This is a genomic window from Rothia sp. 27098_8_27, from assembly GCF_041432805.1.
Taxonomy (GTDB): domain Bacteria; phylum Actinomycetota; class Actinomycetes; order Actinomycetales; family Micrococcaceae; genus Rothia; species Rothia mucilaginosa.
On sequence record NZ_JAPWAJ010000004.1, the window covers coordinates 127,655 to 150,919 of the forward strand.

Sequence of the window (23,265 nt, forward strand, 5' to 3'; positions counted from 1 at the left end):
ACAGGTCAAACTGACTGCCGGAAGAAAAACAGCCCCGTAGCTCGCCCATTAAGCGCATCGGTGCGTTATTGAGTACTACAGTTACCACCCTACCGCATGTTTGCGGTCGTTTGCATTCTTTTGAGGATGATGACGGTGGTTGGTCATTATTCGGGCTTCTCAATGCTTTATGTATCAAATATCTCTGCTCCCGCGGAGGCGCCGCTTCTGCGGAATTTGTGCCATGGTTTAGCGTCTTCTGCCATGGTTTTTAACTACGACCAAAGACACTAACTTATGGCATAAATCCGTAACCCATGACCGAATCTCCGGCTGTGCCAGGTAGGTGAGAGCTGGTTATGGGTTATGCCTTGCCTTTTCGTCGATAGGTTAGTGACTTTAATGCGGGTTAAAGACCCACGGAGAAGACACTAACCTATCGAAAACCTCTGTCTAAAAAACAGAGCGGCCCCGAACACTTGCGCATCCGGGGCCGCCTGCTGCGGTTATTCACAACCTACGAGGCAATCTTCGCGATCTGGAACATGGACGCCGGCATCGGCCGGTCTAACGACCAGCGAATATGCATCGGCTTAGAACCCTCGTGAGAAATGTATTTCACGGTGCCCAGGCACATGTAGGGTTCGGGGCCGAGCCTATTCTCCCTGTGCTGGCGGGCGAGGAGCACGATGCGTCGGCCTCGCTCCTCGTGGTGTTGGAAGAGCTGACCCGTCGGGCTTTCGGGGGATGTCGCGCTCTGCGAATCCCACGCGAACTCGTCAGTGCTGATGGCGTAGTCCTTGTACATGGTGGCCGGGGAGAAGTGCTTTTCAGACTTCTCGAGCGTCACCAGTAGCGCGGTGGTGTTCGTCGGGTCGAAGGGTACAACACCGTTGACCACGCCGCCGGGTACCTTGAAGTTCTCCTCCTGGCCGCCCAGTCCGGCGAATAGTTCCTCGCGGGAGTAGAGGGCGTGAGTGCGCAGGGGGACGCCTTCACCCTCAAAAAGTGGCAGGGTAGAGGTGGTATCCGTACCGGCGTTGAAGTTCCAGATACTCTCCAGCTCCTGCAGCATGCCGCGGTTCTTGCGCAGAGTTGCCAGGCCCTCGTCGAGGCTGAACTTCTTGGTAGAACCGTCCCACTTGGCCTTCGGCCAGATAGAGAACAGCAGCATCCATGCGTGACGGCGCTGTTCATCGGTCATGTCCTGCTCCAGGATGTCCGTATTCAGAAGCTCCAGGTATGCGTTAATGCGGAACGTGTCGTGCACGTGCGTGAGTGCCTTGACGCGCTTATTCGTCTCGACGGCCACGTTGTCCTGGAAGGGAACCACCAGGTCGGGGTACAGTCCACTCGCGGCCTGGAGGCTGGTCCAGGTCGTTGCGACGGGCTTAGTGACACCGGGCAGGGTCATCTTGCTGTTGCGGCCGTAAATCTGCGGCAATCCCAACCCGTAGCGATTGATGAAGTCGATGACGGTGGGGCGAATATCGAGGTCCGTGGAGTTTCGGCGCATATCTTCCAGGTAGCTCTTTGCGGTGTCGATGAGGGCGCTCTGGTTCATGCGTAGGGACTCGCGAATCTTCTTGATGACCTGCTTCTGAGTCATCTCGTCCAGGTGGAAGTGGCAGCCGGCCGGCAGTTCAGGACTCTCAATGTCCTGCTCGGTCAGGGTACCCTGTCGTGCAAAGGCGCGGTACTTGCTGTGAACCATGAAGTTCTTGTTCTGGTGTCCCACGAAGTCGAGGACCGTTAGAACAGACTTCAACGGTGCACGGCGCAGGCCGCGGCCCAGCTGCTGCAGGAAGAGGGTGAGCGACTGGGTGGGGCGTAGCATCAGGAGGGTATCGACGCTCGGAATGTCGACGCCCTCGTTGAATAGGTCCACGGTGAAGATCGTGGTCAGCTCGTGCGCTTCGTCTGCAAGGTTTTTCATGACCTCGGCGCGGCGCTCGGCGGAATCCGTACCCACCAAGCAGTCTGCCGGGATTCCTACTTCGTTGAATTTTTGGGCCATGTATTTGGCGTGTTTCACGCTCACGCAGAACCCGAGTGCCTTCATGCGCAGGGGGTTGTCAACCTTCTCGCGTAGCTCCTCCACGATGATGCGCAGGCGGCGTTCGGCCTCGTCCTTGGTGTACAGGTTCTCAAGGGCGTTTTCGTCGTATTGGCCGCTTCGAACGTTGACGCGGCGCAGGTCGGTGCCGTCGGCAATACCGAAGTACTGGAAGGGTACGAGGAGGTGGTCTTCGAGTGCGTCCCACAGGCGGATGGAAGTTGCCACGTAGCCGTCAAAGTACTTGTCAGCAATGTTCACCCCGTCTTCTCGCTCAGGGGTTGCGGTCAGGCCAATAAATTCGCGGGGTTCAAAATAGTTGAAGACTTTGTCCCAGCTGGCGGCCTTAATATGGTGGCATTCGTCCATGACGATGACATCGAAATAGTTCGGTGCATAATTTTCGAGGGCGGCACCCGACAACGTTTGAATGGTCGCAAAAACAGCCTCGTTATATTCAGGCTTTTTACCGCCGGTCAGTAGCTCACCGAAATTACCTTTAAGCATGACGTCGCCGAAAGTGCGGCGCGCCTGGTCAAGGATTTCTTTTCGGTGTGCAATGAAAAGCAGCTTCAGCTTTTTGCCGGACTGCTCGCAGAGGCGCCTGTAGTCGAGGGCGGAGAACACGGTTTTGCCGGTGCCCGTTGCGGCCACGGCGAGGTTGCGGTGACGACCCTTAGAACGAGCGTTCTGCATTTCTTCGAGCATGCGCACCTGATGCGGGAACGGATGCACATCCAGCAGGGACGAGTCGATATCGTACTCCAGGCCCTTGCTCTTACGGCCGGTAATATCGGCCTTGGCTAGGGCGGTATCGAGCTCCTGCTTCTCCTTGTCAGAGGCGGTGTAAGAGGTGAAATCACCGCTCTTCCAGTAGCTTTCAAACAGGCCTTCAAACTGGCGGATCAGGCCGGGTGTAATCGGGTTAGAGATGCGAACATTCCACTCCAGGCCGTCGGTGAGTGCGGCACTGGACAGGTTCGAGCTGCCCACATAGCCGGTGGACATGCCGGTATTGCGGTGGAACAGCCAGGCCTTCGCGTGCAGGCGGGTGCTGTCACCCTGGTAGCTGATTTTCACCTCGGCACCGTACTCTTCAACGAGGCGGTCGATAGCCTTTCGGTCGGTTGCGCCCATGTAAGTGGTGGTAATAATGCGGAAAGGGATACCGCGATTTTTAATAGCTTTAAGCTGCTCACTCAAACTATTAACGCCGGACATTTTAAGAAAAGAACAGAGCAAATCTACACGGTCCGCGCTTTCTAATTCTTTCTGAATTTCAGTATTGAGATTCAGGTCTTTAGAAGTATTCGTCATCAGAGCAACGTCGCTCAGAGGAATATCGGGGCGCGTAGTTTTTGCGTCAGTGAGGGTGAGCTCGCGCATCTGAATTACGTTGCTGTCGTCATCGGTCAGCAACGAATCGTTCTGCTCTTCGGCATCCTGCGGCAGGAGCTCCATCATTCGGTTGATGAGTTCCACCTGGTCTGCGGGGGTTTTGAGGCTTTCGAGGGCGGGGGCCAGCTGGGTGGCGAAGAACTGGGTGAGCAGTTCGGGGATGTTGTAGTCGTCCTTTTGGAGGATTTCTTCCTGCCATTGTGCGCCTTCGGGGATGGTGCGGCCCATAAGCGATGCACTCTTGAGGTGTTCGTACAGTCCCAGGGGGAGAGTTTCGTCAGTCGTGGTCATAGCAGCAGCCTAGCAGCCCGAGCGGTTTGCCGCTGCTTGGGTGGTCACCGGCTCACGGGGTAGTGGTGGTGGAATCCTGTAATTACAAAAATTCTGCCCCGCATCTTCCTCGAGAAGCCACATGTGTTTCGAGAAGCCACGTAACATGTTGCTTTTCGAAACACATGTGGCTTCTCGGCGATTAAACTCGGCGCACCAAACACCCCGCCCCGCACGCAGAACACACCAGCCACAATGCTATTGATTCGCATCACACGCCGGTGTTCTTAGGTATCCTTGAGGTAACACTCAGACAGAAGCCCGCCCTCCACTTCGAAAGGGGCCGCATGAAAACCTTCTGGACTAACCTACCCCTCACCATCCGCGCGGCAGTCATCTTCTGCTACGCCTACGCCGCGGTGCGCATCCTCAACCTCTTCACTGAGGCAGGCACCGCACCGCTGACCCCGCGCACATTCTTCGACGGTGCCCTCACCGCCGTGGTCGTCGTCGGCGCTCTCCCCCTGTACCTGGGTAACGCGCTGGGTGCCGCCCTCCGTGCCCGGCGAGAAGGCTACGAGCCCCGCCCGGTCGGCATCATCGTCGCCTACGCCCTCTTCGTGGCGGTGTGCACCTACCTTGCCTACCGCCTCATCTCTTACACCGTGGAGGCGGGGCTCACCTGGCTCTTCCCGCCCGCCCTCGATCCGGTGCTGGTCGCGGTGGGTATGGCTGTTCTTGGCGTGATTAACTATGTGCGCCTTGACCGCACCCGCAAGGACTAACCGGGGAATGGCACTATAAGAAACCCTGTAATTACAAAAAATCTCCCGCACCGGGTGGAGCACACCTCCAAGGCATGCCCCGCCCAGCGCGGGAGATTTCTATATCAACGGAACGCCGCAGCCTTCACGCTACAGCGCCGCGTGCACCTTACAGGCTCTGTGCCTGAATTGCGGTGATCGCAACGGTGTTGATGATGTCCTCAACGGTGGTACCGCGCGACAGGTCGTTCACGGGCTTACGCAGACCCTGCAGAACCGGGCCCACAGCGGCAGCACCCGAAGACTGCTGAACAGCCTTGTAGGTGTTGTTACCGGTGTTCAGGTCGGGGAAGACGAACACGGTAGCCTGACCAGCGACCTCGCTGCCGGGCAGCTTGGTCGACGCAATGGACATGTTCGAAGCAGCGTCGTACTGGATCGGGCCCTCAACCGCGAAGTCGGGGTTCGATGCGCGCACGAGCTCGGTTGCCTCACGCACAACGTCCACGTCTGCGCCAGCGCCGGAGGTGCCGGTCGAGTAGGACAGCATAGCAACCTTGGGGGTCACGCCGAACTGGCGTGCAGTCTCCGCGGATGCCTTCGCGATGTCGGCCAGCTGCTCTGCGTTGGGGTTCGGGTTCACTGCGCAGTCGCCGTAGACCAGAACGCGGTCTTCCATCAGCATCAGGAAGACGGAGGAGACGATCTTGGTGCCGGGGCGGGTCTTGATGAACTCGAGCGAGGGGCGGATGGTGTTCGCGGTGGTGTTCACAGCACCGGAAACCATGCCGTCGGCGATGCCCTTGTAGACGAGCATGGTGCCGAAGTACGAGGGGTCGGTCATGCGCTCGCGAGCAGCCTCAATGGTGACGCCCTTGTGTGCACGCAGCTCAGCGTAGGTTGCTGCGAAGTCTTCGGTGTACTCGTTGTTTTCGATGTCGATGATGCGAACGGTGCTGGGCAGTTCGATACCTTCGGCCTGGCAGATCTCTGCGATCTTGGCGGGGTTGCCGAGCAGGATCAGGTCGCAGAAGTCGCGGCGTGCAATGATTTCGGATGCACGCAGGATTCGCACGTCGTAACCCTCGGGCAGGACCACGGAGCGGCGGTTTGCGCGTGCGGTCTCGATGAGGTTGTGCAGGAAGCGCAGCGGGGTCATGGATGCGGGGCGCTCAATTTCGAGGCGTGCGAGCAGTTCGTCCTTGTTGACGTGCTCGTCCCAGCCGCCCATTGCTGCTGCGAGCTTGCGCTGGTGGCCGCTTTCGAGGGTGCCGCGGACGCGGGAGACTGCGCGTGCAGACTTGAAGGTGTCCTTGGTGGTGGACAGCACGGGGAACGGTGCGTTGTCGATGAGGGAGCCGACTGCGGTGTTCTTGCCGGGCAGTGAGTCCAGGCCGCCGGTGAGCAGCACGCCGGAGGGTGCGGGGAAGGTCGGCGCCAGTGCGGATGCGAGGGTTGCTGCAACAATGTCTGCACGGTCGCCGGGGACGATGACGAAGTCGCCGTCGACGAACTGGTTGAGGAAGTTGGAGACGTTCATTGCTGCGACCTTGATGCCGTGGATGTCGCGACTGAGGTCTTCTGCCTTGATGCCTTCGGTGTCGAGCTTGAGGGCTTCGGCAACTTCACCGACGGTGGGTGCGTTCAGTTCGGGGATTTCGGGCAGTACGTAGACGGGCAGGTTTGCGTCGCCGCGCTTGACGGAGTTTTCGATTTCGTCGCGCAGTTCGGGTTCTGCACGGCCGACGATGATGGCGAGCAGGTCTGCCTTGGAGGCGAGCAGCTCGGTGCGTGCCACGTCAACGGCGGTGACTGCTTCCTCAACGGTTGCTTCCTGTGCGCCGACGATAGCGACGACGGGCAGGCCCAGGTCGCGTGCAATCTGGACGTTCAGGTCGAATTCGACTGCGAGCGCGTTGGCGGGCAGGTAGACGCCGTCAACGATTACGACGTCGCTGTTTGCAGCGACCTTCTCGTAGGCGGAGACTGCACGTGCGGAGATTTCTTCGGTGTCGCCTTCTGCGATGAGTGCGAGTGCGTCGGTCATGGAGACTGCGCCGCCGACCTGCTCTTCGGTCAGGCCGAAGTGTTCACGGATGAGGCGTGCCATGGGGTCGTCGGAGATGGTTGCGCCGTCGAATACGGGGCGGAAGAAGCCGACGCGGTCTGCGCGCTTGATGAGGGAGTCTGCTAGACCCAGGGCTACGAGGGACTTGCCCGAGTTCTGGGACATAGCGGAGAGGTAAAGACCGGTGGTCATTGTTTTACTGTCCTTCTATGCGATGTTCGGCGCTGGGTCCCGCGGTTGCGCAGGGGTGTATGTGCTCCTGTGCGCGGGTGCGTCGAGCTTATAGGTCTCTTCTATCTTAAGGCGTTGTGGGGGTGGCGCCTAACAGGGTGTGCGGTGCGCTGCGTCATGTGGGCGGGCTGTTTCCCTGTTGTGGTGTGCCGTTTAGGGGTTGAGGATGCGCGCGTACCGTACGCTGTGGCCGGGCGCCCAGATGCCGCGTGCCTCAAATTCGATGCTGTTGCGCTGGTAGCCGAGCCGCTCGTAGAAGGAGAGCGCTCGTTCGTTTTCTGCCATGACCCACAGGTAGGAGTTTTCGTCCGGGTAGATGACGGATTCGTAGAGTGCCTGACCGAGCCCGGTGCCGTGCATGTGGTTGAGGGTGTACAGGTGCGCGAGTTTGCGGGTGCCTGCGGGCAGTTCGGGGAGGGACTCGGCGCGTTCGAGTTCCCAGGAGGAGGGCTCACACAGGGAGAGCGCCAGGCCGACCGGCTTATCCCAGTCGATGCGTACGCCGATGGAGCAGGAGAGCCCGCCGTCGGGGGTCCAGCCGGGCACCTCATAGGCGAAGAAGCCGCGCACGGTGGGGGAGGAGAGGTGGCGGTGGAAGTCTTCGAGGTACTCGTTGCGTTCGGCGCGGTGGCGGGCGGTGAAGCTTTCCCCGAGCGTGTCGAAGTAGATCGGGTCGTAGGTTTGCTCCATGCAGTCCAGCTGCAGGTTGACGTATTTTTCGGCGTCGGTCGGTTCAATTGGTGCGAGCGCGTAGCGGCCCTGACATACAAATCCCATGGGTTCTAGTCTACTCAGCCAGCCGCTGTGGAGGCGGGCTCCCGCGGGTGCGTACGCTAGGGGCGTGCGGGCTGTCGGCTAGGCTAGTGGGTATGGCGAAAAAGAGCAGGGCACCCAAGAAGTCCCAAAAGGCGCAGAAAGCCCAGAAGCAGCAGAAGAACCGCATCGACGATACCGAGAGCACCCCCGTGCAGGGTGCCGCCGCTGGCGTGTACCCGATTTCTACGGGTGAGGCGGAGCTGGTCCCCGACGGCTACCATGCCGACGGCTGGCTGCTACTCATTAATGGTGTGCAGTCTTCCCACGTGATTGTGGGTGAGCCCCGCCAGCTGGATTTTGAGTACATGCGCTGGATCGCGGCGGTCGTCTCCTCGCACGTGGAGGAGCACCTGGACGCCGCGAAGCTGCGCATCACCCACCTGGGCGGCGGCGCGTGCTCGATGGCGCGCTATTTCGCTGACCTGTACCCGACCAGCCGCAACACGGTTGTTGAGCTGGATGCCAAGCTCGCCGAGTATGTGCGCGCCTGGTTCGACATCCCCAAGGCGCCGCGCGTGAAGATTCGCGTGGGCGAGGCGGGTGCCGTCACCGCAACCTTCGCGCCCGCATCCCGCGACGTGCTGATTCGTGACGTATTCGCCGGGGACACCACCCCCGAGGCGCTCACCACCGTCGAGTTCACCCGCACCGTCGCCGAGTCGCTGGCACCCGGTGGCCTGTACATCCTGAACTGCGGTGACGGGCCGGCGCTGACCGGTGCCCGCGCGGAGGCGTCCGCCCTGCTTGAGGTGTTCGAGTACGTGTGTATTGTGGCGGATTCGGCGATGTTGAAGGGCCGCCGCCGCGGCAACGTCATTATTGCCGGTTCGCACGCGCCCCTGCCGGATGCTGGTTCCGTGCAGGCTGCCGCCATCGCCCGTGAGCTCATGGGTGGAGGCGTGCCCGCCCAGTACTGGGACACCGCGCGGGTGCGCCAGTTCGTGAGGTAGCGGTTTTCGGTAATGACTTAAGTTTTTCGGTGATAGGTTAGTGACTTTGGTGGGGGCTTTTAACTACCGCCAAAGACCGTAACCTATCACCGAATTCGGCGGCCCCTCCACGGCAGACGCTACTATAGTGGCATGCGATACACCTACCTTGGCCCCTCCGGCACCTTCACCGAATCCGCCCTGCTGAGCGTCCCCGGCGCATCCGACGCCGAACGGATCCCCGCCACCAGCGTGCCCGACGCGCTCGCACGCCTGAACGCGGGCGAGGCGGACGCCGCCATGGTGCCCATCGAAAACTCCGTGGAGGGCGGCGTGAGCGCCACCCTGGACGCTATCGCAGCCAGCGAGGGTGTACGCATTATCCGCGAGGTGCTCGTACCGATCCGCTTCGTGCTGGTCGCCGCGAAGCCCATCAGCATTGAAGACGTCAAGACCATCTCCACCCACTCGCACGCCTGGGCGCAGGTGCGCGGCTGGGCGCAGGAGAACGTGCCCACCGCCGCCTACCTGCCCGGCTCCTCCACCGCCGCGGCGGCTGTCGGACTGCTCGAAGAGGGCTGCACCTACGATGCGGCAATCTGCTCCCCGGCGCTACTGAACTACCACCCGGAACTGCACGTACTGCAGGACAACATCGGCGACAACAAGAACGCCGTAACCCGCTTCGTGCTACTCTCCCGCACCGCCGACATCCCCGAACCGACCGGCTCCGATAAGACCACCCTGACCGTGCCGCTGCCCGCCAACCGCGCCGGCGCCCTGCTCGAACTGCTCGAACAGTTCTCCGTGCGCGGCGTGAACCTCTCCCGCATCGAATCGCGCCCCACCGGCGAAGGCATGGGATCCTACTCGTTCAGCATCGACGCCGACGGCCACATCTACGAGGCACGCATGCGCGACGCCCTGCGCGGTCTGCACCGCGTCTCCCCGACGCTGAAATTCCTCGGCTCCTACCCGCGCGCCGACCACGAAAACACCGAAGTCGACGCCATCCACTCCGACGGCTCCTTCGACGCCGCACACGAATGGGTCGAGTCGCTCTTCCCGAACGGCCGCCCCGCACAGCTGCAGCGCCACTAGCGGCACCACTTACAACACCACCGGCGGCACCAAGCCGGCCGCCGCTAGACACCCCCGCACCTACCCGCGCCCCACCAGCGCAAACCCCGCCCACAACCCACCGCAAGATTAGGTAGGATAAAACAGTGATTGATATTAACCTCCTCCGCGAAAACCCCGACGTCTTCCGCGCCTCCCAGCGAGCACGCGGCAAGGACGAAACCCACGTCGACCGCATCCTCGAAGCCGACACCGCACGCCGCGCACTCATCGGCGAATACGAGACCCTGCGCGCCGAACAGAACGCCTTCGGCAAGACCGTCGCAAAGGCACCCAAGGAAGAAAAGCCCGCCCTCGTCGCACAGGCGAAGGAACTGGCAGCCCGCGTCAACGAAGCAAAGGCAGCCTCCGAAGCGAAAACCGCCGAATACGAGGAACTGATCAGCAGCATCGAAAACCTCATCATCGACGGCGTACCCGTCGGCGGCGAAGACGACTACGTAGTCGTCAAGGAAGTCGGCACCCCCCGCGACTTCACCACCGAAGGCTTCGAACCGCGCGACCACCTCGAAATCGGCGAACTCGTCGACGGCATCGACATGGCACGCGGCGCGAAGGTCTCCGGCGCACGCTTCTACTTCCTCAAGGGCCAGGTAGCACGCCTCGAACAGGCACTCATGTGGATGGCGCTCGACCTCGCAACCGAGCACGGCTTCACCATGATGACCACCCCCACCCTGGTACGCCCCGAAATCATGAACGGCACCGGCTTCAACGTCAAGCACGACGACGAAATCTACCGCCTCGAACGCGACGACCTGTACCTGGTCGGCACCTCCGAGGTGGCGCTCGCCGGCTACCACACCGACGAAATTCTCGACTTCGAGAAGGGCGCGAAGAAGTACCTGGGCTGGTCCTCCTGCTACCGCCGCGAGGCAGGCTCCGCAGGTAAGGACACCCGCGGCATCATTCGCGTGCACCAGTTCAACAAGGCTGAAATGTTCGTCTACTGCCCCGTCGAGCAGGCAGAAGAGATGCACGAGAAGCTGCTGTCCCTCGAAGAGGAAATGCTGCAGCGCTGCGGCCTCGCATACCGTGTGATTGACACCGCCGCAGGCGACCTGGGTACCTCCGCAGCCCGCAAGTTCGACTGCGAGGCGTGGGTCCCCACCCAGGGCACCTACCGCGAGCTGACCTCCACCTCGAACTGCACCACCTACCAGGCGCGCCGCCTGAACATCCGCGAGCGCACCCCGGACACCGTGGACGAGGCAGGCAACGTGCGTAAGGGCCGCACCCGCTCCGTAGCGACCCTGAACGGCACCCTGGCGACGACTCGCTGGGTGGTTGCCATCCTGGAGACTCACCAGCAGGCAGACGGTTCTGTACGTATTCCTGAGGCTCTTCGCCCGTACATGGGTGGCGCCGAGGTCATCCCGGCAGTAGCCGCTGAGTAATCTCACAACCAGCTGAAAAACCCGCTCACCGCGTAAACGGTGGGCGGGTTTTCGCGTATCCCGGTAGTCTAAGAACTATGCCTCTATACCGTAAACTCCTTGGTGTTTCTGCGGCGGCGGCTCTGACCGCCTCCGTCACTCGTGCCCGCCGTGAAGCGCGCCGACGCGCTATCGAACTGGGCGCGCCCTTCGGCGTCCTGCCGACCCTGCCCACCGGTGAGGCGCAGCGTGTGGGCGTGGTGTACAACCCGAGTAAGCCCGGCGCTGCGGCGGCTATCGAGATTCTGGAACGTACCCTCGCGGCGAACGGCCACCCGCAGGCGCTGGTGCGCACCACCCGCGTGGACGAGCCCGGTTCTGAGGCTGCCCGCGAGCTGATCGCTGAGGGTGTTGACCTGCTGATTGCTGCCGGTGGTGACGGTACGGTGCGTGCTGTGGCGGCGGCGCTGGCGCATCATGAGGGGCGCAAGCCGCGCCTGGGTATTCTGCCGATGGGTACCGGTAACCTGCTGGCGCGTAACCTGTATATTCCAGTGAGTGACGTGGCGGCGTGCGTGAATATTGCGCTCAATGGTGCAGGTCAGGCCGTTGATGCGATTGAGATGACGACGACGAGCACCCCCGGCGAAGAAACCGAACACACGTTCTTTGTGATGAGTGGTGCCGGCTTTGATGCGCTCGTTATGAATGATACGAACGAGGAGATTAAGGCGAAGTTCGGCTGGGTTGCGTACGTGCAGTCCGGCATGAAGCATATGCTGGGCAGGTCGCATCCGGTGCGTATTAGCGTGGACGGTGGGGAGTCTCGTACTCTGCCGATGCGTTCGGTGCTGATCGCGAATTGTGGCCGCCTGCAGGGTGGTATTCGCCTGGCGGATATGACGGATGTGAATGACGGTAATCTTGAGGTGATTGTGGCGTCGCCGCGTGACCTGGTGGAGTGGGGGTTGCTGATGGCGAAGGTTACGCGCCGCACGATTTTGGGTTCGCCGCGCATTGAGCTGCCGGTGATTCGCCACCTGGTGGGGTCTGAGGTGGTGCTGGAGTTCCCGGATGGTGCGCAGCCGGTTGAGGTGGATGGTGATCCGGCACCGTCGGCGTACCGTATTAGCGCGCGGGTGTTGCCTGCCGCCGTGGAGGTGGCGGTCCACCCCGAGGTGCTCTAGCGGGCGTGGTGAAGGTGTAAAGCGGAATCCTGTCTAGCACCCTAATCACCCGCTTGTGACCTGGATTATGAAAAAAATCGCGGATTTTTTCACTATTTCCTGAAAATTGGGAGGATAATGAAAAAAACCGCGATTTTTTACACCATCAAGGAGGGCACAGGTGAACACCACCGGCACAAGGTACCGCACCCTCAAAAGCATCTTTCACGAACGCGGCAAAGCCGCCGTACAGGCGGAACTGCAGGCACGCCGTAGCGGCCACTCCACCTACCTCCTCAACGAATTCACGGTAGGGGAGCACCCCCTGTTCTACCTGGCAGACCGCACCGCGCTCGCAGCCTTTGAACGCATTATGCGCCGTGAACGGCACATCGAACAGCTGAGCTCCCAACTGCCCAGCATCGCCATGCAAAGCTACCTACTCGACCTGGCAGTACGCAGCATCGTGGCGTCCGACCGCATCGAAGGTGTGCACACCACACGCCAGCTCATCTCTGAGGCACTCACCTCCGGCGACAGCGAGGACCCCCGCGCCAAGCGCGCCGTCGAATTCGTGAACCTCCTCAAGGACCTGGGGGCAGGCCGCCCACCCGCCACAGTCGAGCAGGTGCGCAGCCTCTACGACACGCTACTCGAAGGGCACCTCGCGGAAGAAGACCGCCCAGACGGGGCTCTATTCCGTACTAAACCTGTGGTTATCCACGACAACACCCGCGAAATTCACCGCGCCCCCGGCAGCGAAGCAACCATCACCGCCAACGTGCAGGCGGCGCTCAACCACGCCCTCAACCCGAACGTGCCGGCGCTATTCTCCGCAATCGCCACGCATTTCATGGTGGAGTACACGCACCCTTTCTACGACGGCAACGGCCGCCTGGGCAGGTACCTGCTGGTAGCCCACCTGGGGCAGACGCTCACCCGGCTGACGACCCTCACCCTGCCGAGCACGCTCAACATTCAGAAGAGCCGCTACTACAAGGCGTTTAGCGCGGCGGAAGAACCCCTCAACTACGGTGAGGTGACCGGTTTTCTGCATGTTTTTCTGGGGCTGATCGAGCAGGCTCAGGAGCACCTGGTAGACGAACTGGAGTCACGCGACCGTGCGTGGCGTGCCCTTGGCAGGCGTATCGCTGAGCTGGAGGGCAGCCGCACCTGGACGGGTGGCACTCCCGGGCTGACTTCTAAGAAGCTCGATGATGTTCTGCGGCTACTGTACCTGCTGGGGCAGGTGCAGATTTTCCGTGCGCCGGTTGCGCCCACTTCGAGCGAGTTGCAGGAGGTGCTGGGGGTTACGGCGCCGACTCTGCGCGATAGGCTCAAACTGTTGCAGGGGCTTGGTTTTGTTGAGGGTATGAAGGCTGGCCGCACGATGCGCTGGTCCCTCACCGAGGCGGGAACCGCCCTGCTGGGCTTGCCCGCGGTTGATGACGACGAAGAATAGCCCACGAGCATAAGAAACAGGGGAGGGGCCGCACCGGAGTGCGTCCCCTCCCCTAAAAACTGTTGTTTCCCGTAACTCCTAGTAGTGGTAGTGATAGTGATAACGAGGAGTCGAGGCAGCCACCGCGGTAGCTGTAGTCGCTGCCAGAATGCCGGCAAGCAGAACGTTCGCCTTACGCTGCTCATACAGCTGCTGATCCATCAGGTCCTCCACAATAGCGTTATGGATTCGCTGCTCCTCAGCCTGCTGCTCCATGCTGAGGCGAACCCACAGCTCGTGCTTCTCCTTCTCGAACAGGTTTAGCGCATCCTGCAGGGTGAAGGACCGACCCTGCCGCACGTACTTGTACAGGCTGTCCGAGGCGTACGGGTACAGGTAGTCTTCCGGGTACCAGTGGGAGAAACGCTCCATGTACTCCTTATGTACCTTCGATAGTTCCGCACGTGCCGGGTCCTCATACTCACGCCACACAGATTCGTTGTGTGCCTGGCGTTTCAGGTTCTCCCGCTCCACACTCATCATTGCCAGCGGGTAGATGCCGAAGTACTTCCACAGCCACCAGGCAACCGCGATAGCAGCGGCAGAAACCAATGCCGGGACGTGGATGGTGTGCCAGGGAATATCACTGGAGTGAATCTGCGGGTTAGCGACAAGATACCGCAGGTACGTCACCATCATGACGAGGGCACTAATAAGGTACGTCCAGGCGAGGACCTTCACGAAAGCTACAAAGAGCTTAGTGATTTTGATGCGAGGCGGGTTAGGCACAGCGGTAACGTACGACTCCTGGGCGCTCTTCAAAGAAGCCGCCCAGGGGGCTGCACGATCCACCAGCTGCTTGACCTGGCGGAGGTGTTCCAGCAGGTCCTGACGCTGATGCATCTGCTCCTGCGGAATCGGGGAATGAGTGGATGGTGCCGGGATGGGGGTGGGACTACTGGACGACATGGGGGTCTGCGACATTGGTGTGCCCTTTTCGTAGTGTGAATCGGTGTTTTATTCGGCCGGTACAGCGGTTTCAGCTCTGACTAGGCGGCTTTCCAGGTGACGTACTTGCCCTTGTCGTACTCGTCAGTCACCTGCGGCTGCTCGGCGGGAACCCACAGAGCCCAGTCGCCGTTGTGCCATTCCAGGGTCGTCTCAAAGTAACGGTAGGTACCTGACGGGGTCTGAAAGAGAATGCGGATGACTGCGCGTTCCGGGGTGTACGACATGTAGCGGTACCCCATGATACGAACCACGGTGCGGGTCTTCGTGTCCTGCAGACGTTCCTTGGTGATTTGCTCAGCGCCGGGTCCGATGACGGTCGGCATGTACGCCTCCGGGCTGTCATTAACATGGATGACCGCCCACGCGGCTGCGTACAGGGCACCCTGCGCAGAGTGCTCAAAACAGCTGCGAATAGGGGACTCTACAACGGGGCCGGCGGTCTGCGAGACGGGTCCGGTCCACCCCGATTCGGCGGTCACCCACTGGGTGTCTTTTGGGGCGGTCTTTAGGACGGTCTTGTCTGCGGATGCGCCAGCACCGCACGTGCCGGGCTCAATCACGACGCCGGGTTTAGCTTCTAGGGTTTCGTTGGGGGAGGCGCCGCCTCGCGGCACCCACAGGAGGGTGAGCCCGAGGAGTAGCAGGCCAATGATGTAGAAGAACCCGATGAGCGCGCGGGGAATGGCTGGACCTGATGCGGTGTTATATGTTTTCACGAGTCTCCAATCGTGTCTTCCCGGCAGTGGGTTATAGACTGAGCCAGCCCCTCGGCGCTGGGGGCGGTGTTTACTGGTTGAGAGTGAGTGGAGACAGTAGAGCATCCCCATGTGAGGTGCCGCTTTAGGAAGCGGAATCACCGGCTACTGGGTGCTCTCATATGAGCGTCAAAAGATACCCTAGCATGCCTACCGTCAGGGCGCTGAGCGGACGGTCATTCTCTCATGAAGAGAGAGCGCGAAACAAGAAAAGGCGAACCCCTAAAGGTCCGCCCTTAAAACGTTATGAGGCGCTACCCTATGGGGAACACGCCTCATACCCATGACAAGGTCCACGGCTTCGGCCAAACAGGCTTCCCCCCGCAGCCTCATCCTTTCCCCTCCCTACACAGAAAATCTGATAGGAACTCGCCACTTGCATGATGAGCAGCACGGTAACTTGCGCAGAGCGTACGGGATGAGTTTTAACTTGTACCTCAAGGTTACCAAGTACGGGAATCTCCGGCAACGTGGTTGGTCACGCCAGGATTCTTACTAGAGGCAATACCCGCCGACCTTCAAAACAAGACCCGGCGGTTATTCAGCAATCGCCTGCGCCAGCACCTCGGCAAGGCGTGCGCTCCTGCCGGTGTCCTGACCCTCAAAACGCGCCTCCACGAACTCATCACGCAAACCCGCCACCACCGCAAAAGCGGCAGGCACCAGACGGTACCCGGCATGCTCAGCAAGCTGACTGAAAAACACGAACTGGGTGCGCGTATTGCCCTCACGGAACGCATGCACCACATTCAGCTCATTCCACAGCTCAGCGTACTCACGCACAAACTCCTCACGAGAAAGACCTGCCAGGTAGTTCTTAGCCGCCAACCCGCGGTAGAGCCGGTTCGCCTGCTCCAGCATCGGGACACCTGCCGGGAAATACCGGTGCCCCTCCTTGCTCATGCGCGGATCCCAAAAACTGGGGGCGGTACGTTCCTGGCCAGCCCACTCGTACACGTCCTGAAAGAGGAACCCGTGAATCGCCTTCATATGGGCGAAATCGAAATTGCCGCGGATAGGCTGCTGAGCCAGCAAGAGCATGCGACTGCTCACTTTAGACTCTTCGAGCTGCTTGAGCTTAGCGGCGTCAGTTTCACCGTACGGTTTTTCGGGGCTGGTGAAAAGGTTCCGGAGGACGCGCGTTCCGGGGATGTAGTAGTCGCCCCACTCGTAGTGCTTCGCCATTACGCATCACCCATAATGTGTCGGGTAGTAGCTGCATCGTACTCTTCGAAAGAGATTTCGTGGTGTGCCAGCTGGCGCAGGAGCTCCTGGAGGTGGGGGTCAGTGATGACGTGCCCTGCGAGGTTCATGCCAGCCTCAACGAACTGCAAGGCTTCTTCGGGGGTGATGGAGCTGTTGGAGTTGTCGGTGCGGGTGGTTGGTGTTGACATGGTTTCCTCCCTTGAAGATTTACCCTGTAGGTGTTCGGTGAGGGGAACGTGATACAGAAATGTAGGAATCTGTATATGCGGTTTTCTGTACGCGCGGCTTCCGGCGTTGGAAGCGCCCAGAACCAGAAAAGGCTGAACAGAAAAGGCGAACCCTGTGAGGGTCCGCCCTTAAAGCGTTATGAGGCGCTACCCTACTGGGACCACGCCTCATACCCATGACAAGTTCCACAGCTTCGGCCATTCAGGCTCCCCCCTGCAGCCCCATCCTTTCCACCCCCTACCCAGAACAAGTCTGATAGGAACCCGCCATATATGGCGGGTAGCAACTATACAGTCGCAGAGCGTACGAGACAGGTTTTAACTTGTACCTTAAGGTTACCAAGCACGGGAATCTCCGGCAACGCATACGGTCATTTTGGTGGTGCCCTCCCCAGAATGACCGTGGGCAGTGCCTGTTTTCGGTACCTGGGTTAGGCTGGAATATACGAGGTGCCTCCCAAGGGTACGGGTGAGGCCCTGCACTAGCAGTCGTAATCCATGCATGCGCGTGGTATATCGGTCGTCACCGCAGCGAAGACTAACGAAAGGACCCACCTAATGGATCGTATGCTGATTGTAGGTGTCAATGAAATGGCGCGTTTTCTGGGTATGACCCCTGCGGGTCTGCTGCGCCGAGGCGAGCTGCCCGAGCCTGATTTCATGTCGCACAGTAATAAGAGAATCTGGTTGCCGGCAACCGCGGAGGCGTGGAATACCGAGTACACGAGCCGCCCCGAATTTGGGGAGTGGGGTCGCCGCCGACGCGAGAAGAAACAGGCAGCGGAAAAGCCTGCCGACTAGGCAAAACTTCACCTCATAATAAGTAGCTTAGAGGGAGCGCGCCCACGAAGTAGTGGGCGGCTCCTACTGACCGACAATCACCAACCACACCTGCGAGGAGAACACTCATGGGAGAGTATTTTGACCTTCCTGACCGTTACCCAGATTTGTTTGAAGGACTCACCGAAAAGCAGCGCCAGAGGGTTATCGACGTTCTCGTCTCTTCTTGGCTTTCAGGTTACGAGCATAGTCGTGAAGAAGTCGCTCGCTTCATCGATCTCGTAGTAGGGCGTATCAGCGGGGAAGAGTACCGAAAGCAGATTTTGGAACATGCTCTCGCCCTCAATAAGCAGAGGTCGCAAGAAGCAAAATCTTCCGCCAAGCCCAACGAAATTGAGCAGTACCAACCCGTCGACTACCTTCCGGAAAGGGGATAACCGTGGAAGACAGCACCCCCGATTTTGAGGCGCTCCATAAGTACCTCGTAGACAACAGCTCAGAGGTCTTCACCCCGCTTATCGAGGCCGAAGAAGACGACGAAAAACGCCGCTTCTACCTCGCCCTGCAGACCTACTCCCTGCAGCAGAAGCAGCGCATCGTTCTCGCTGACGAGAACTTCGTTGTCTAAGCCGTTTAGGCAGTCTAAGGAGCCGCACATGAAGCCCCAATACATCATCATCAGCGGAGTCAACGGAGCCGGTAAGAGCACCCTCTACCGCACCAACCCGCAGATTTTCGGTGCCACCCGCCGCCTCAATGCCGACGAGAAACTCCGCGCCGCAGGAGGCGACTGGCGCAACCCCGCCGACGCCGCCCGCGCCATGCGAGACACTGTGCAGGACCTGCGCCAAGCGCTCGCGGCCGGTGAGTCCATCCACCAGGAGACCACCCTTGCGGGTAACGCCAAATCCTTCCAGAACCTCATCGACCGCGCCCACGCCCAAGGGTATGAGGTGACCCTACTGTACGTGACGCTTAACAGCGCCGACACCGCCGTGGACCGGGTCGCCGCCCGAGTCGCCAAGGGCGGGCACGGTGTTGACGAGGCAGATATCCGCCGCCGCTACGACAGCTCCCACGCGAACCTGCAGGTGCTCGCCTCCTCTGTGGACATCCTGCGGGTCTTCGACAACACCCGCTGGTACGAGCCGGTGTACTGGCGTGCCGGTTCAAAGGTGTTGCTCGACGAGCCGAGATACGGTCTGCACCTCAGCTAACCGTCACCTCCCACCCTCACAACCCAGCCGTGAGGCCGACCTGTGAAGGTCAAGAAAGGAACATCCAGTGTCAGATCATTTTGACCTGCACCTGCGCTACCCCGAACTATTCGCGCCGCTCACCGAAGAGCAGCGCCGCAACGTCATGCAGCCCCTCGCCTCATCCTGGCTTGAGGGTGACAACCCCACCCGTGAAGATGTTGCGCTACTCATCGACTACGAGCTTGGGCGAATCACCGCGGAAGAATACGACCGGCAAGCACTAGCGAAGGCGCTCGCCTACCAGGTGCTGACAAGCCAAAACGCGGGCAGCCAAAACGCGGGTCAGCAGAGTGCAGAGGAGGGCGAATAACCGTGAGTCAGCAGCAGAACTGGGCGGCGTACTTCTACCCCGAACCCCACCAGCACGTCATGCGGAACAAGCCGGGTATCAAGGACCCCGCGGCGCTTTCGCTCTACGAGCACCGCATCATCACCCGACGAGGCTACGAGCTCACCAAGAACCCCGAGCTCATCGCCCACACCTTCGACGCGGAGCACCTCAAGGCCATTCACCGCTACCTCTTCCAGGACGTGTACGACTGGGCGGGGGAGTACCGCACCGTGGACATGTCCAAGGGTGTGAGTGCTTTCGCGAGCGTTCAGGACGGGCCTTTGAGCATTGAGCGGTACCTCGACTACGTTTTCGCGACTAGCCGTGCGACTGACTGGGCGAGCCTGAACCATCAGGAATTTGTGGAGGCTGCCGCCGCGATTTTCGCGCACCTGAACCATGCGCACCCCTTCCGTGAGGGTAATGGTCGTGCGACCCGCATTTTTATGGATCATGTGGCGGCGCGTAGTAATTTCCGGTTTGATTATGCGCGTGCTGGCCGCCGCGGCTGGAACCAGAGTTCCATGTTTAGCGGCCCGGATCGCGGGTATTTTGAGGTGCACCCGGAGGAGCTGCATCAGCTGTTCAGCATCATTACTGTGCCGCGTGATGCCTAGTCAGGGTGCTAAAACACCTCGGGCAGATGCCCGGTTAGGTCATTAAAGCGCGGATGTCCGCCACCTTATTGGTAAGGCGGCGGGTTTTCCCTGTATGCGCGGGGATTAGCCCGACAGACACGCTTATATGTTGGATTTTGGTCACATTATTGTATATTTGTCCCGTACCCAATTTCAGTGCATGCCCGAGAAGGCAACATGTCAGCCGACGTTGGCTGTTCATTATAGACGGTTGAGCTCGACCCAAGCATGCCTGAAGCGCACCGACTTCTCGGGTTCATCCTTATGCAATTAGGGGCCCCGCGCCGCGCAGGCGCAACTCGATGCGAAATCGAAGGCTGAGGTAGAGCTTTTGCTCATGCAGGCTCGGACTGCTCTCGATCCGAGCATAGATGTCCAGGTAGCTCTCAATGACCTCCAAGCCCGTTTTCCGAACGACGAACTTATTAACGAGGCCGTACACCTGAACTCGAATACCGAATGACTGGAAGAAACGTAATGGTGATCAATCACAAGCGACGGGGCGAAGCACAGAGCGCTCCTAGCCTGCATCTGAGAGACATGCCCATCGAGCACTTGTATGTACGCTATCAAAGGATAGCGCGGAACCTACCGAGACGGATCCGCTGGCTTGCTTTGGTATTCGCGCCAACGAGCACGAGTTTCACCGTCTTCACCGCTGGCCTACTGAATGTTGCAGGGGCTCTGATGATTACGGCAGGTATCGGCCAGGTAACGTCAGGTGAGAGGACCCCAGGCAGTGCTATTTGGTTACTCATCTTCGCTTTCCTGGCTGAAAGCCTAGGGTACTGGGTGAAGGAACGCCAAGAGCTTATTCTCACGATCGCGGTTCGACAGCTCACATACCGCCGTTTCCGGGACATCTTTAGTAGGTCATCCCATCCGCCGGAAGCTCACGGGCATGTTCTCACATACCCAGGACAGATCAGCCAGTTTGCCTTCGTTGTTGATTTCGCCGTTTCAACCGTTCAGATTATTGCCTTTCTCGCGGCTTCGCTCGCGCTATATGGTGCAAGCGGCGCCATCGCTGCGTTGCTCATCACTGGATTGGTATTCGTCAGCGTCCGTCTCATCAACTTGGTGGGCCGACTATGGGAACAGTACGTCGCTCTAGAGGGAGAGCGTAGGCAGTGGATCCAGCGTGTAGCAAACGCGCTGCCTCGAGGGCAAAGCATCCCCAGCTGGGGTACCGCCCTGGATAAGGTCGCTAGCATCCGAAACACCGAAGAGCAGCTTCTGCGCAGACGGGTCCCGTTGCAGGTCCTGAATGGATTCCTTGAACGGGGAGCACTAACTGCGGTGCTCGCTGTGGTTGCGGTTCTCGGCGCGTGGTTCTGGCCATCCGCTCATTTCGGTGTTGGAATTATTTTGGCAGCCCGCTACCTGTACGCAGCGGTGCAGAACAACATCGTAAACTATCGGGTTATTCGGCTCGCTGTGCCAATGATGCGTGAGCTCGACAAGCTCGAGTCGTCTCCAAATTGCACGGTTAAACAGCAGGACTTGGTGGGGCAGCCTTCAAACTCTAGAGAGGTGCTTGCAGCTACGTCTGAGCGCGCTGAAGCATTGCGCACATCCGTGACCACCCCCGATTCTGCTTTCGTACCACGCAACCCGGAAGTGTCCCATTCGGTGTTGTCAGCGTGGCGAGCTTCTGCTTCGCCACATCAGGTATCCCGGTTCACTAGCCTCGCTTTAGGTATGGGGCTCACTGAGGATGTGATCGGGCGGTTCTGGCAAGACGCAACAACCTTGTCGTCAGGAGAGAGACACCGTGCTGCTGTCGCTATCGTTTTGGCAGACAAACCGGACTGGCTAATTTTGGACGATACGTTCGCAGCGCTTGATCCTGTAACACGAGAAGTGGTTGCCGAGAGGATCTTAGAGTGCGTGCCAACGTGCACACTTCTGGCAAGCTCGGAGGAGTACGTACCGAGTGCCTTCACCCCCGGCAATGATGCGAGGGTAGACCCTCTTGAGTTGCAGGCTCATAGCCCCGGGGCAGCTAAGGAGGCAGATGCTGGTTCGATGGATGTGAGCGAGGGACAGGACCTTCCTGACCCTGAGCCGAAGCGTGCCACATTCCGACGATCGGCCCTGTTGTTGTTTGGACCGCATTTGGTGTGGATTACGTGTGGCGCCCTACTCTTGAGCGGATCCGAAGTTGCTTTTGCAATGACGATTGCTCACAGTGATGGGCTGTCTGCTCAGGTTGCTGGAGTGTCAGCTGCTTGCGCACTGGCAGCAATTGTTGGGTCCGTCATGTTCTTTGGCCCGCTCTACTGGGCTCCCATCGCTAGGCTGAGCGATTTGCACGACCGGGTTATACGCAGGCTCGATCGATTCGCTACTCCTAGAACAAGCGGTGCGGTCATGGGGCGGATGGGTGAAGACTTCTCCGACCTTCAGATGTCGGTGCCTAGCGCCCTGGGTTCGGTATTTATGGTCATTCTACAGACCTTTATGCTCATCGGAGGCGCAGTGGCTGGCGCCCCGCTGTTCATGATTGCTGTGTTGGCGGTAGCACCCCTAGCGATCCTTGCTATGCGTCAGGGTTCAAAGTGGATTCTCCCTGCCTCGACGACGGCAGCCAATCGCCGAGGTGACTTCATCGGGGTGGCTGGTGCCCAGGCTGGCTTACACGCTGCGCCCGTCAGTGCAGGGCTGCGTCGGGCTGGAGAAGAAGCCTACGCTCATTCGGAGGCTGCATACGTCAGCAGCTCGATTCAGTTGGCGAACGCCTACGCACTGCGTACGGGACTGATTCAGTTGCTTGTGTTGTCACTGAATGTTTCTGCAGTGGTATTGGCACTGATGGTCGAAGGATCGAACTCAGTGGTTGCTCCCGCGGTCGTAATATATTTTGCAGTAACTCTGTCATCTGGCATCCAATCTACGGTGGAGACGCTGCAACAGGTTGGTGTAGTCAGCTTGACTGCGGAGCGTGTTCGGATGCTTGAAGAGTACCGGGCCGACCGTTCTTATCCGCCCGTGCGGTCTGCTGACCTGGCTCTGCTTGAGAGTGTTCTTGACTCTGGGTGTTCTATGGTTGCCTTGACTGGACCAACTGGCGCGGGGAAGTCCGTCATGCTTGATGCTCTATACCGCCGGTATCCCCAAGGCGAAGTGGTAATCGTACCAGATATCGATCCGTTCGCATCTGAAGCATCGAATTCGAGCGGGCTCATGCTTGCGCGTTCCGTATTACGTGAAGGCGCTACCCGGCTTGTGTTGCTTGATGAGACCTTGAAGAGTCTCACTCCGTCAGAGGAGCGCGCTGAGCTCGAATCGATGGCGTGCGCTATCGAAGGCAGTGACAAGCAGGTTGTGATTGTCCTTCACTCACGCTCTAACCTTGATTGTTTCAAAGAAGTGGTGAATTTAGATGAGTGAGCTGACCCAAGTACTACGTTTTTCTCCAAGA

At 59.6% G+C, this 23,265-nt stretch carries 20 protein-coding genes; 13 read left to right on the top strand and 7 right to left on the bottom strand.

Translation table 11 applies throughout. The features are described from left to right. Positions 1-496: 496 nt before the first annotated feature. Positions 497-3,724: a DUF3427 domain-containing protein gene (locus O3675_RS06185; protein ID WP_314925203.1), complete on the bottom strand. Its 3,228-nt coding sequence runs from the start codon at positions 3,722-3,724 to the stop codon at positions 497-499. 326 nt (positions 3,725-4,050) lie between these two features. On the opposite strand from O3675_RS06185, the gene O3675_RS06190 reads away from it, so the two are divergent. Beyond that, positions 4,051-4,488, top strand: coding sequence for a hypothetical protein (locus tag O3675_RS06190; protein ID WP_371571559.1), 438 nt, complete (start codon positions 4,051-4,053; stop codon positions 4,486-4,488). A 148-nt stretch (positions 4,489-4,636) separates the two neighbouring features. Here the strand turns inward: O3675_RS06190 and pta are convergent, their stop codons facing one another. Both pta and O3675_RS06200 read right to left on the bottom strand, forming a co-directional pair. Further along, a complete protein-coding gene (gene pta, locus O3675_RS06195) occupies positions 4,637-6,727 on the bottom strand; it encodes a phosphate acetyltransferase (protein WP_070616268.1) in 2,091 nt (696 codons plus the stop codon). Positions 6,728-6,919: 192 nt separating this feature from the next. Continuing rightward, positions 6,920-7,543, bottom strand: coding sequence for a GNAT family N-acetyltransferase (locus tag O3675_RS06200; protein WP_371571561.1), 624 nt, complete (start codon positions 7,541-7,543; stop codon positions 6,920-6,922). Positions 7,544-7,635: 92 nt separating this feature from the next. Here O3675_RS06200 and O3675_RS06205 point away from each other — a divergent pair, with 92 nt between their 5' ends. From O3675_RS06205 to O3675_RS06225, 5 genes are all read left to right on the top strand, one after another. Continuing rightward, complete coding sequence (locus O3675_RS06205; RefSeq protein WP_371571563.1) at positions 7,636-8,532, top strand: spermidine synthase; 897 nt, start codon at positions 7,636-7,638, stop codon at positions 8,530-8,532. Between the two features lie 132 nt (positions 8,533-8,664). Then, complete coding sequence (gene pheA / locus O3675_RS06210) at positions 8,665-9,612, top strand: prephenate dehydratase (protein WP_070846665.1); 948 nt, start codon at positions 8,665-8,667, stop codon at positions 9,610-9,612. Between the two features lie 125 nt (positions 9,613-9,737). Then, a complete protein-coding gene (gene serS, locus O3675_RS06215; protein WP_070593245.1) occupies positions 9,738-11,048 on the top strand; it encodes a serine--tRNA ligase in 1,311 nt (436 codons plus the stop codon). 77 nt (positions 11,049-11,125) lie between these two features. Further along, positions 11,126-12,214, top strand: coding sequence for a diacylglycerol kinase family protein (locus tag O3675_RS06220; protein WP_303975665.1), 1,089 nt, complete (start codon positions 11,126-11,128; stop codon positions 12,212-12,214). A 160-nt stretch (positions 12,215-12,374) separates the two neighbouring features. Further along, positions 12,375-13,655, top strand: a complete 1,281-nt coding sequence (locus O3675_RS06225) for a Fic family protein (protein ID WP_371571566.1) — start codon at positions 12,375-12,377, stop codon at positions 13,653-13,655. Positions 13,656-13,733: 78 nt separating this feature from the next. Here the strand turns inward: O3675_RS06225 and O3675_RS06230 are convergent, their stop codons facing one another. The 4 genes from O3675_RS06230 to O3675_RS06245 form a co-directional block, all read right to left on the bottom strand. After that, on the bottom strand, positions 13,734-14,618 hold the full coding sequence (locus O3675_RS06230; RefSeq protein WP_294645523.1) for a hypothetical protein: 885 nt from the start codon (positions 14,616-14,618) through the stop codon (positions 13,734-13,736). Positions 14,619-14,683: 65 nt separating this feature from the next. Continuing rightward, the gene (locus O3675_RS06235; RefSeq protein ID WP_371571568.1) at positions 14,684-15,361 is read right to left on the bottom strand and encodes an acyl-CoA synthetase; all 678 of its coding nucleotides are present in this window, start codon (positions 15,359-15,361) and stop codon (positions 14,684-14,686) included. Positions 15,362-15,937: 576 nt separating this feature from the next. Beyond that, the gene (locus O3675_RS06240) at positions 15,938-16,585 is read right to left on the bottom strand and encodes a Fic/DOC family protein (RefSeq protein ID WP_371571569.1); all 648 of its coding nucleotides are present in this window, start codon (positions 16,583-16,585) and stop codon (positions 15,938-15,940) included. Continuing rightward, positions 16,585-16,794 carry a hypothetical protein gene (locus O3675_RS06245; RefSeq protein WP_371571571.1) on the bottom strand — a complete coding sequence of 70 codons (210 nt, stop codon included), beginning with the start codon at positions 16,792-16,794 and terminating at the stop codon, positions 16,585-16,587. The genes O3675_RS06240 and O3675_RS06245 overlap by 1 nt, the downstream gene beginning before the upstream one ends. Before the next feature lie 597 nt (positions 16,795-17,391). Between O3675_RS06245 and O3675_RS06250 the strand changes: the two genes are divergently transcribed. The 7 genes from O3675_RS06250 (at position 17,392) to O3675_RS06280 (ending at position 23,234) form a co-directional block, all read left to right on the top strand. Next, positions 17,392-17,634 (top strand): hypothetical protein, encoded by a 243-nt coding sequence (locus O3675_RS06250; protein WP_371571573.1) that lies wholly within the window; start codon positions 17,392-17,394, stop codon positions 17,632-17,634. A gap of 107 nt (positions 17,635-17,741) precedes the next feature. Next, positions 17,742-18,050, top strand: coding sequence for an antitoxin VbhA family protein (locus tag O3675_RS06255; protein ID WP_371571575.1), 309 nt, complete (start codon positions 17,742-17,744; stop codon positions 18,048-18,050). Between the two features lie 2 nt (positions 18,051-18,052). Next, complete coding sequence (locus O3675_RS06260; RefSeq protein ID WP_049347110.1) at positions 18,053-18,241, top strand: hypothetical protein; 189 nt, start codon at positions 18,053-18,055, stop codon at positions 18,239-18,241. Between the two features lie 28 nt (positions 18,242-18,269). Continuing rightward, complete coding sequence (locus O3675_RS06265; protein WP_371571577.1) at positions 18,270-18,830, top strand: zeta toxin family protein; 561 nt, start codon at positions 18,270-18,272, stop codon at positions 18,828-18,830. A 67-nt stretch (positions 18,831-18,897) separates the two neighbouring features. Then, complete coding sequence (locus tag O3675_RS06270) at positions 18,898-19,182, top strand: alpha-mannosidase (RefSeq protein WP_371571579.1); 285 nt, start codon at positions 18,898-18,900, stop codon at positions 19,180-19,182. 2 nt (positions 19,183-19,184) lie between these two features. After that, the gene (locus tag O3675_RS06275) at positions 19,185-19,820 is read left to right on the top strand and encodes a Fic family protein (RefSeq protein ID WP_070643596.1); all 636 of its coding nucleotides are present in this window, start codon (positions 19,185-19,187) and stop codon (positions 19,818-19,820) included. A gap of 498 nt (positions 19,821-20,318) precedes the next feature. Beyond that, positions 20,319-23,234 (top strand): hypothetical protein, encoded by a 2,916-nt coding sequence (locus tag O3675_RS06280; protein ID WP_371571581.1) that lies wholly within the window; start codon positions 20,319-20,321, stop codon positions 23,232-23,234. Positions 23,235-23,265 lie beyond the last annotated feature (31 nt).

Bases quoted from the DNA above. Each gene is read 5' to 3' on its own strand.
- O3675_RS06185 (WP_314925203.1), bottom strand. From the start codon at position 3,724: ATGACCACGACTGACGAAACTCTCCCCCTGGGACTGTACGAACACCTC.
- O3675_RS06190 (WP_371571559.1), top strand. From the start codon at position 4,051: ATGAAAACCTTCTGGACTAACCTACCCCTCACCATCCGCGCGGCAGTC.
- pta (WP_070616268.1), bottom strand. From the start codon at position 6,727: ATGACCACCGGTCTTTACCTCTCCGCTATGTCCCAGAACTCGGGCAAG.
- O3675_RS06200 (WP_371571561.1), bottom strand. From the start codon at position 7,543: ATGGGATTTGTATGTCAGGGCCGCTACGCGCTCGCACCAATTGAACCG.
- O3675_RS06205 (WP_371571563.1), top strand. From the start codon at position 7,636: ATGGCGAAAAAGAGCAGGGCACCCAAGAAGTCCCAAAAGGCGCAGAAA.
- pheA (WP_070846665.1), top strand. From the start codon at position 8,665: ATGCGATACACCTACCTTGGCCCCTCCGGCACCTTCACCGAATCCGCC.
- O3675_RS06220 (WP_303975665.1), top strand. From the start codon at position 11,126: ATGCCTCTATACCGTAAACTCCTTGGTGTTTCTGCGGCGGCGGCTCTG.
- O3675_RS06230 (WP_294645523.1), bottom strand. From the start codon at position 14,618: ATGTCGCAGACCCCCATGTCGTCCAGTAGTCCCACCCCCATCCCGGCA.
- O3675_RS06240 (WP_371571569.1), bottom strand. From the start codon at position 16,585: ATGGCGAAGCACTACGAGTGGGGCGACTACTACATCCCCGGAACGCGC.
- O3675_RS06245 (WP_371571571.1), bottom strand. From the start codon at position 16,794: ATGTCAACACCAACCACCCGCACCGACAACTCCAACAGCTCCATCACC.
- O3675_RS06250 (WP_371571573.1), top strand. From the start codon at position 17,392: ATGGATCGTATGCTGATTGTAGGTGTCAATGAAATGGCGCGTTTTCTG.
- O3675_RS06255 (WP_371571575.1), top strand. From the start codon at position 17,742: ATGGGAGAGTATTTTGACCTTCCTGACCGTTACCCAGATTTGTTTGAA.
- O3675_RS06265 (WP_371571577.1), top strand. From the start codon at position 18,270: ATGAAGCCCCAATACATCATCATCAGCGGAGTCAACGGAGCCGGTAAG.
- O3675_RS06280 (WP_371571581.1), top strand. From the start codon at position 20,319: ATGGTGATCAATCACAAGCGACGGGGCGAAGCACAGAGCGCTCCTAGC.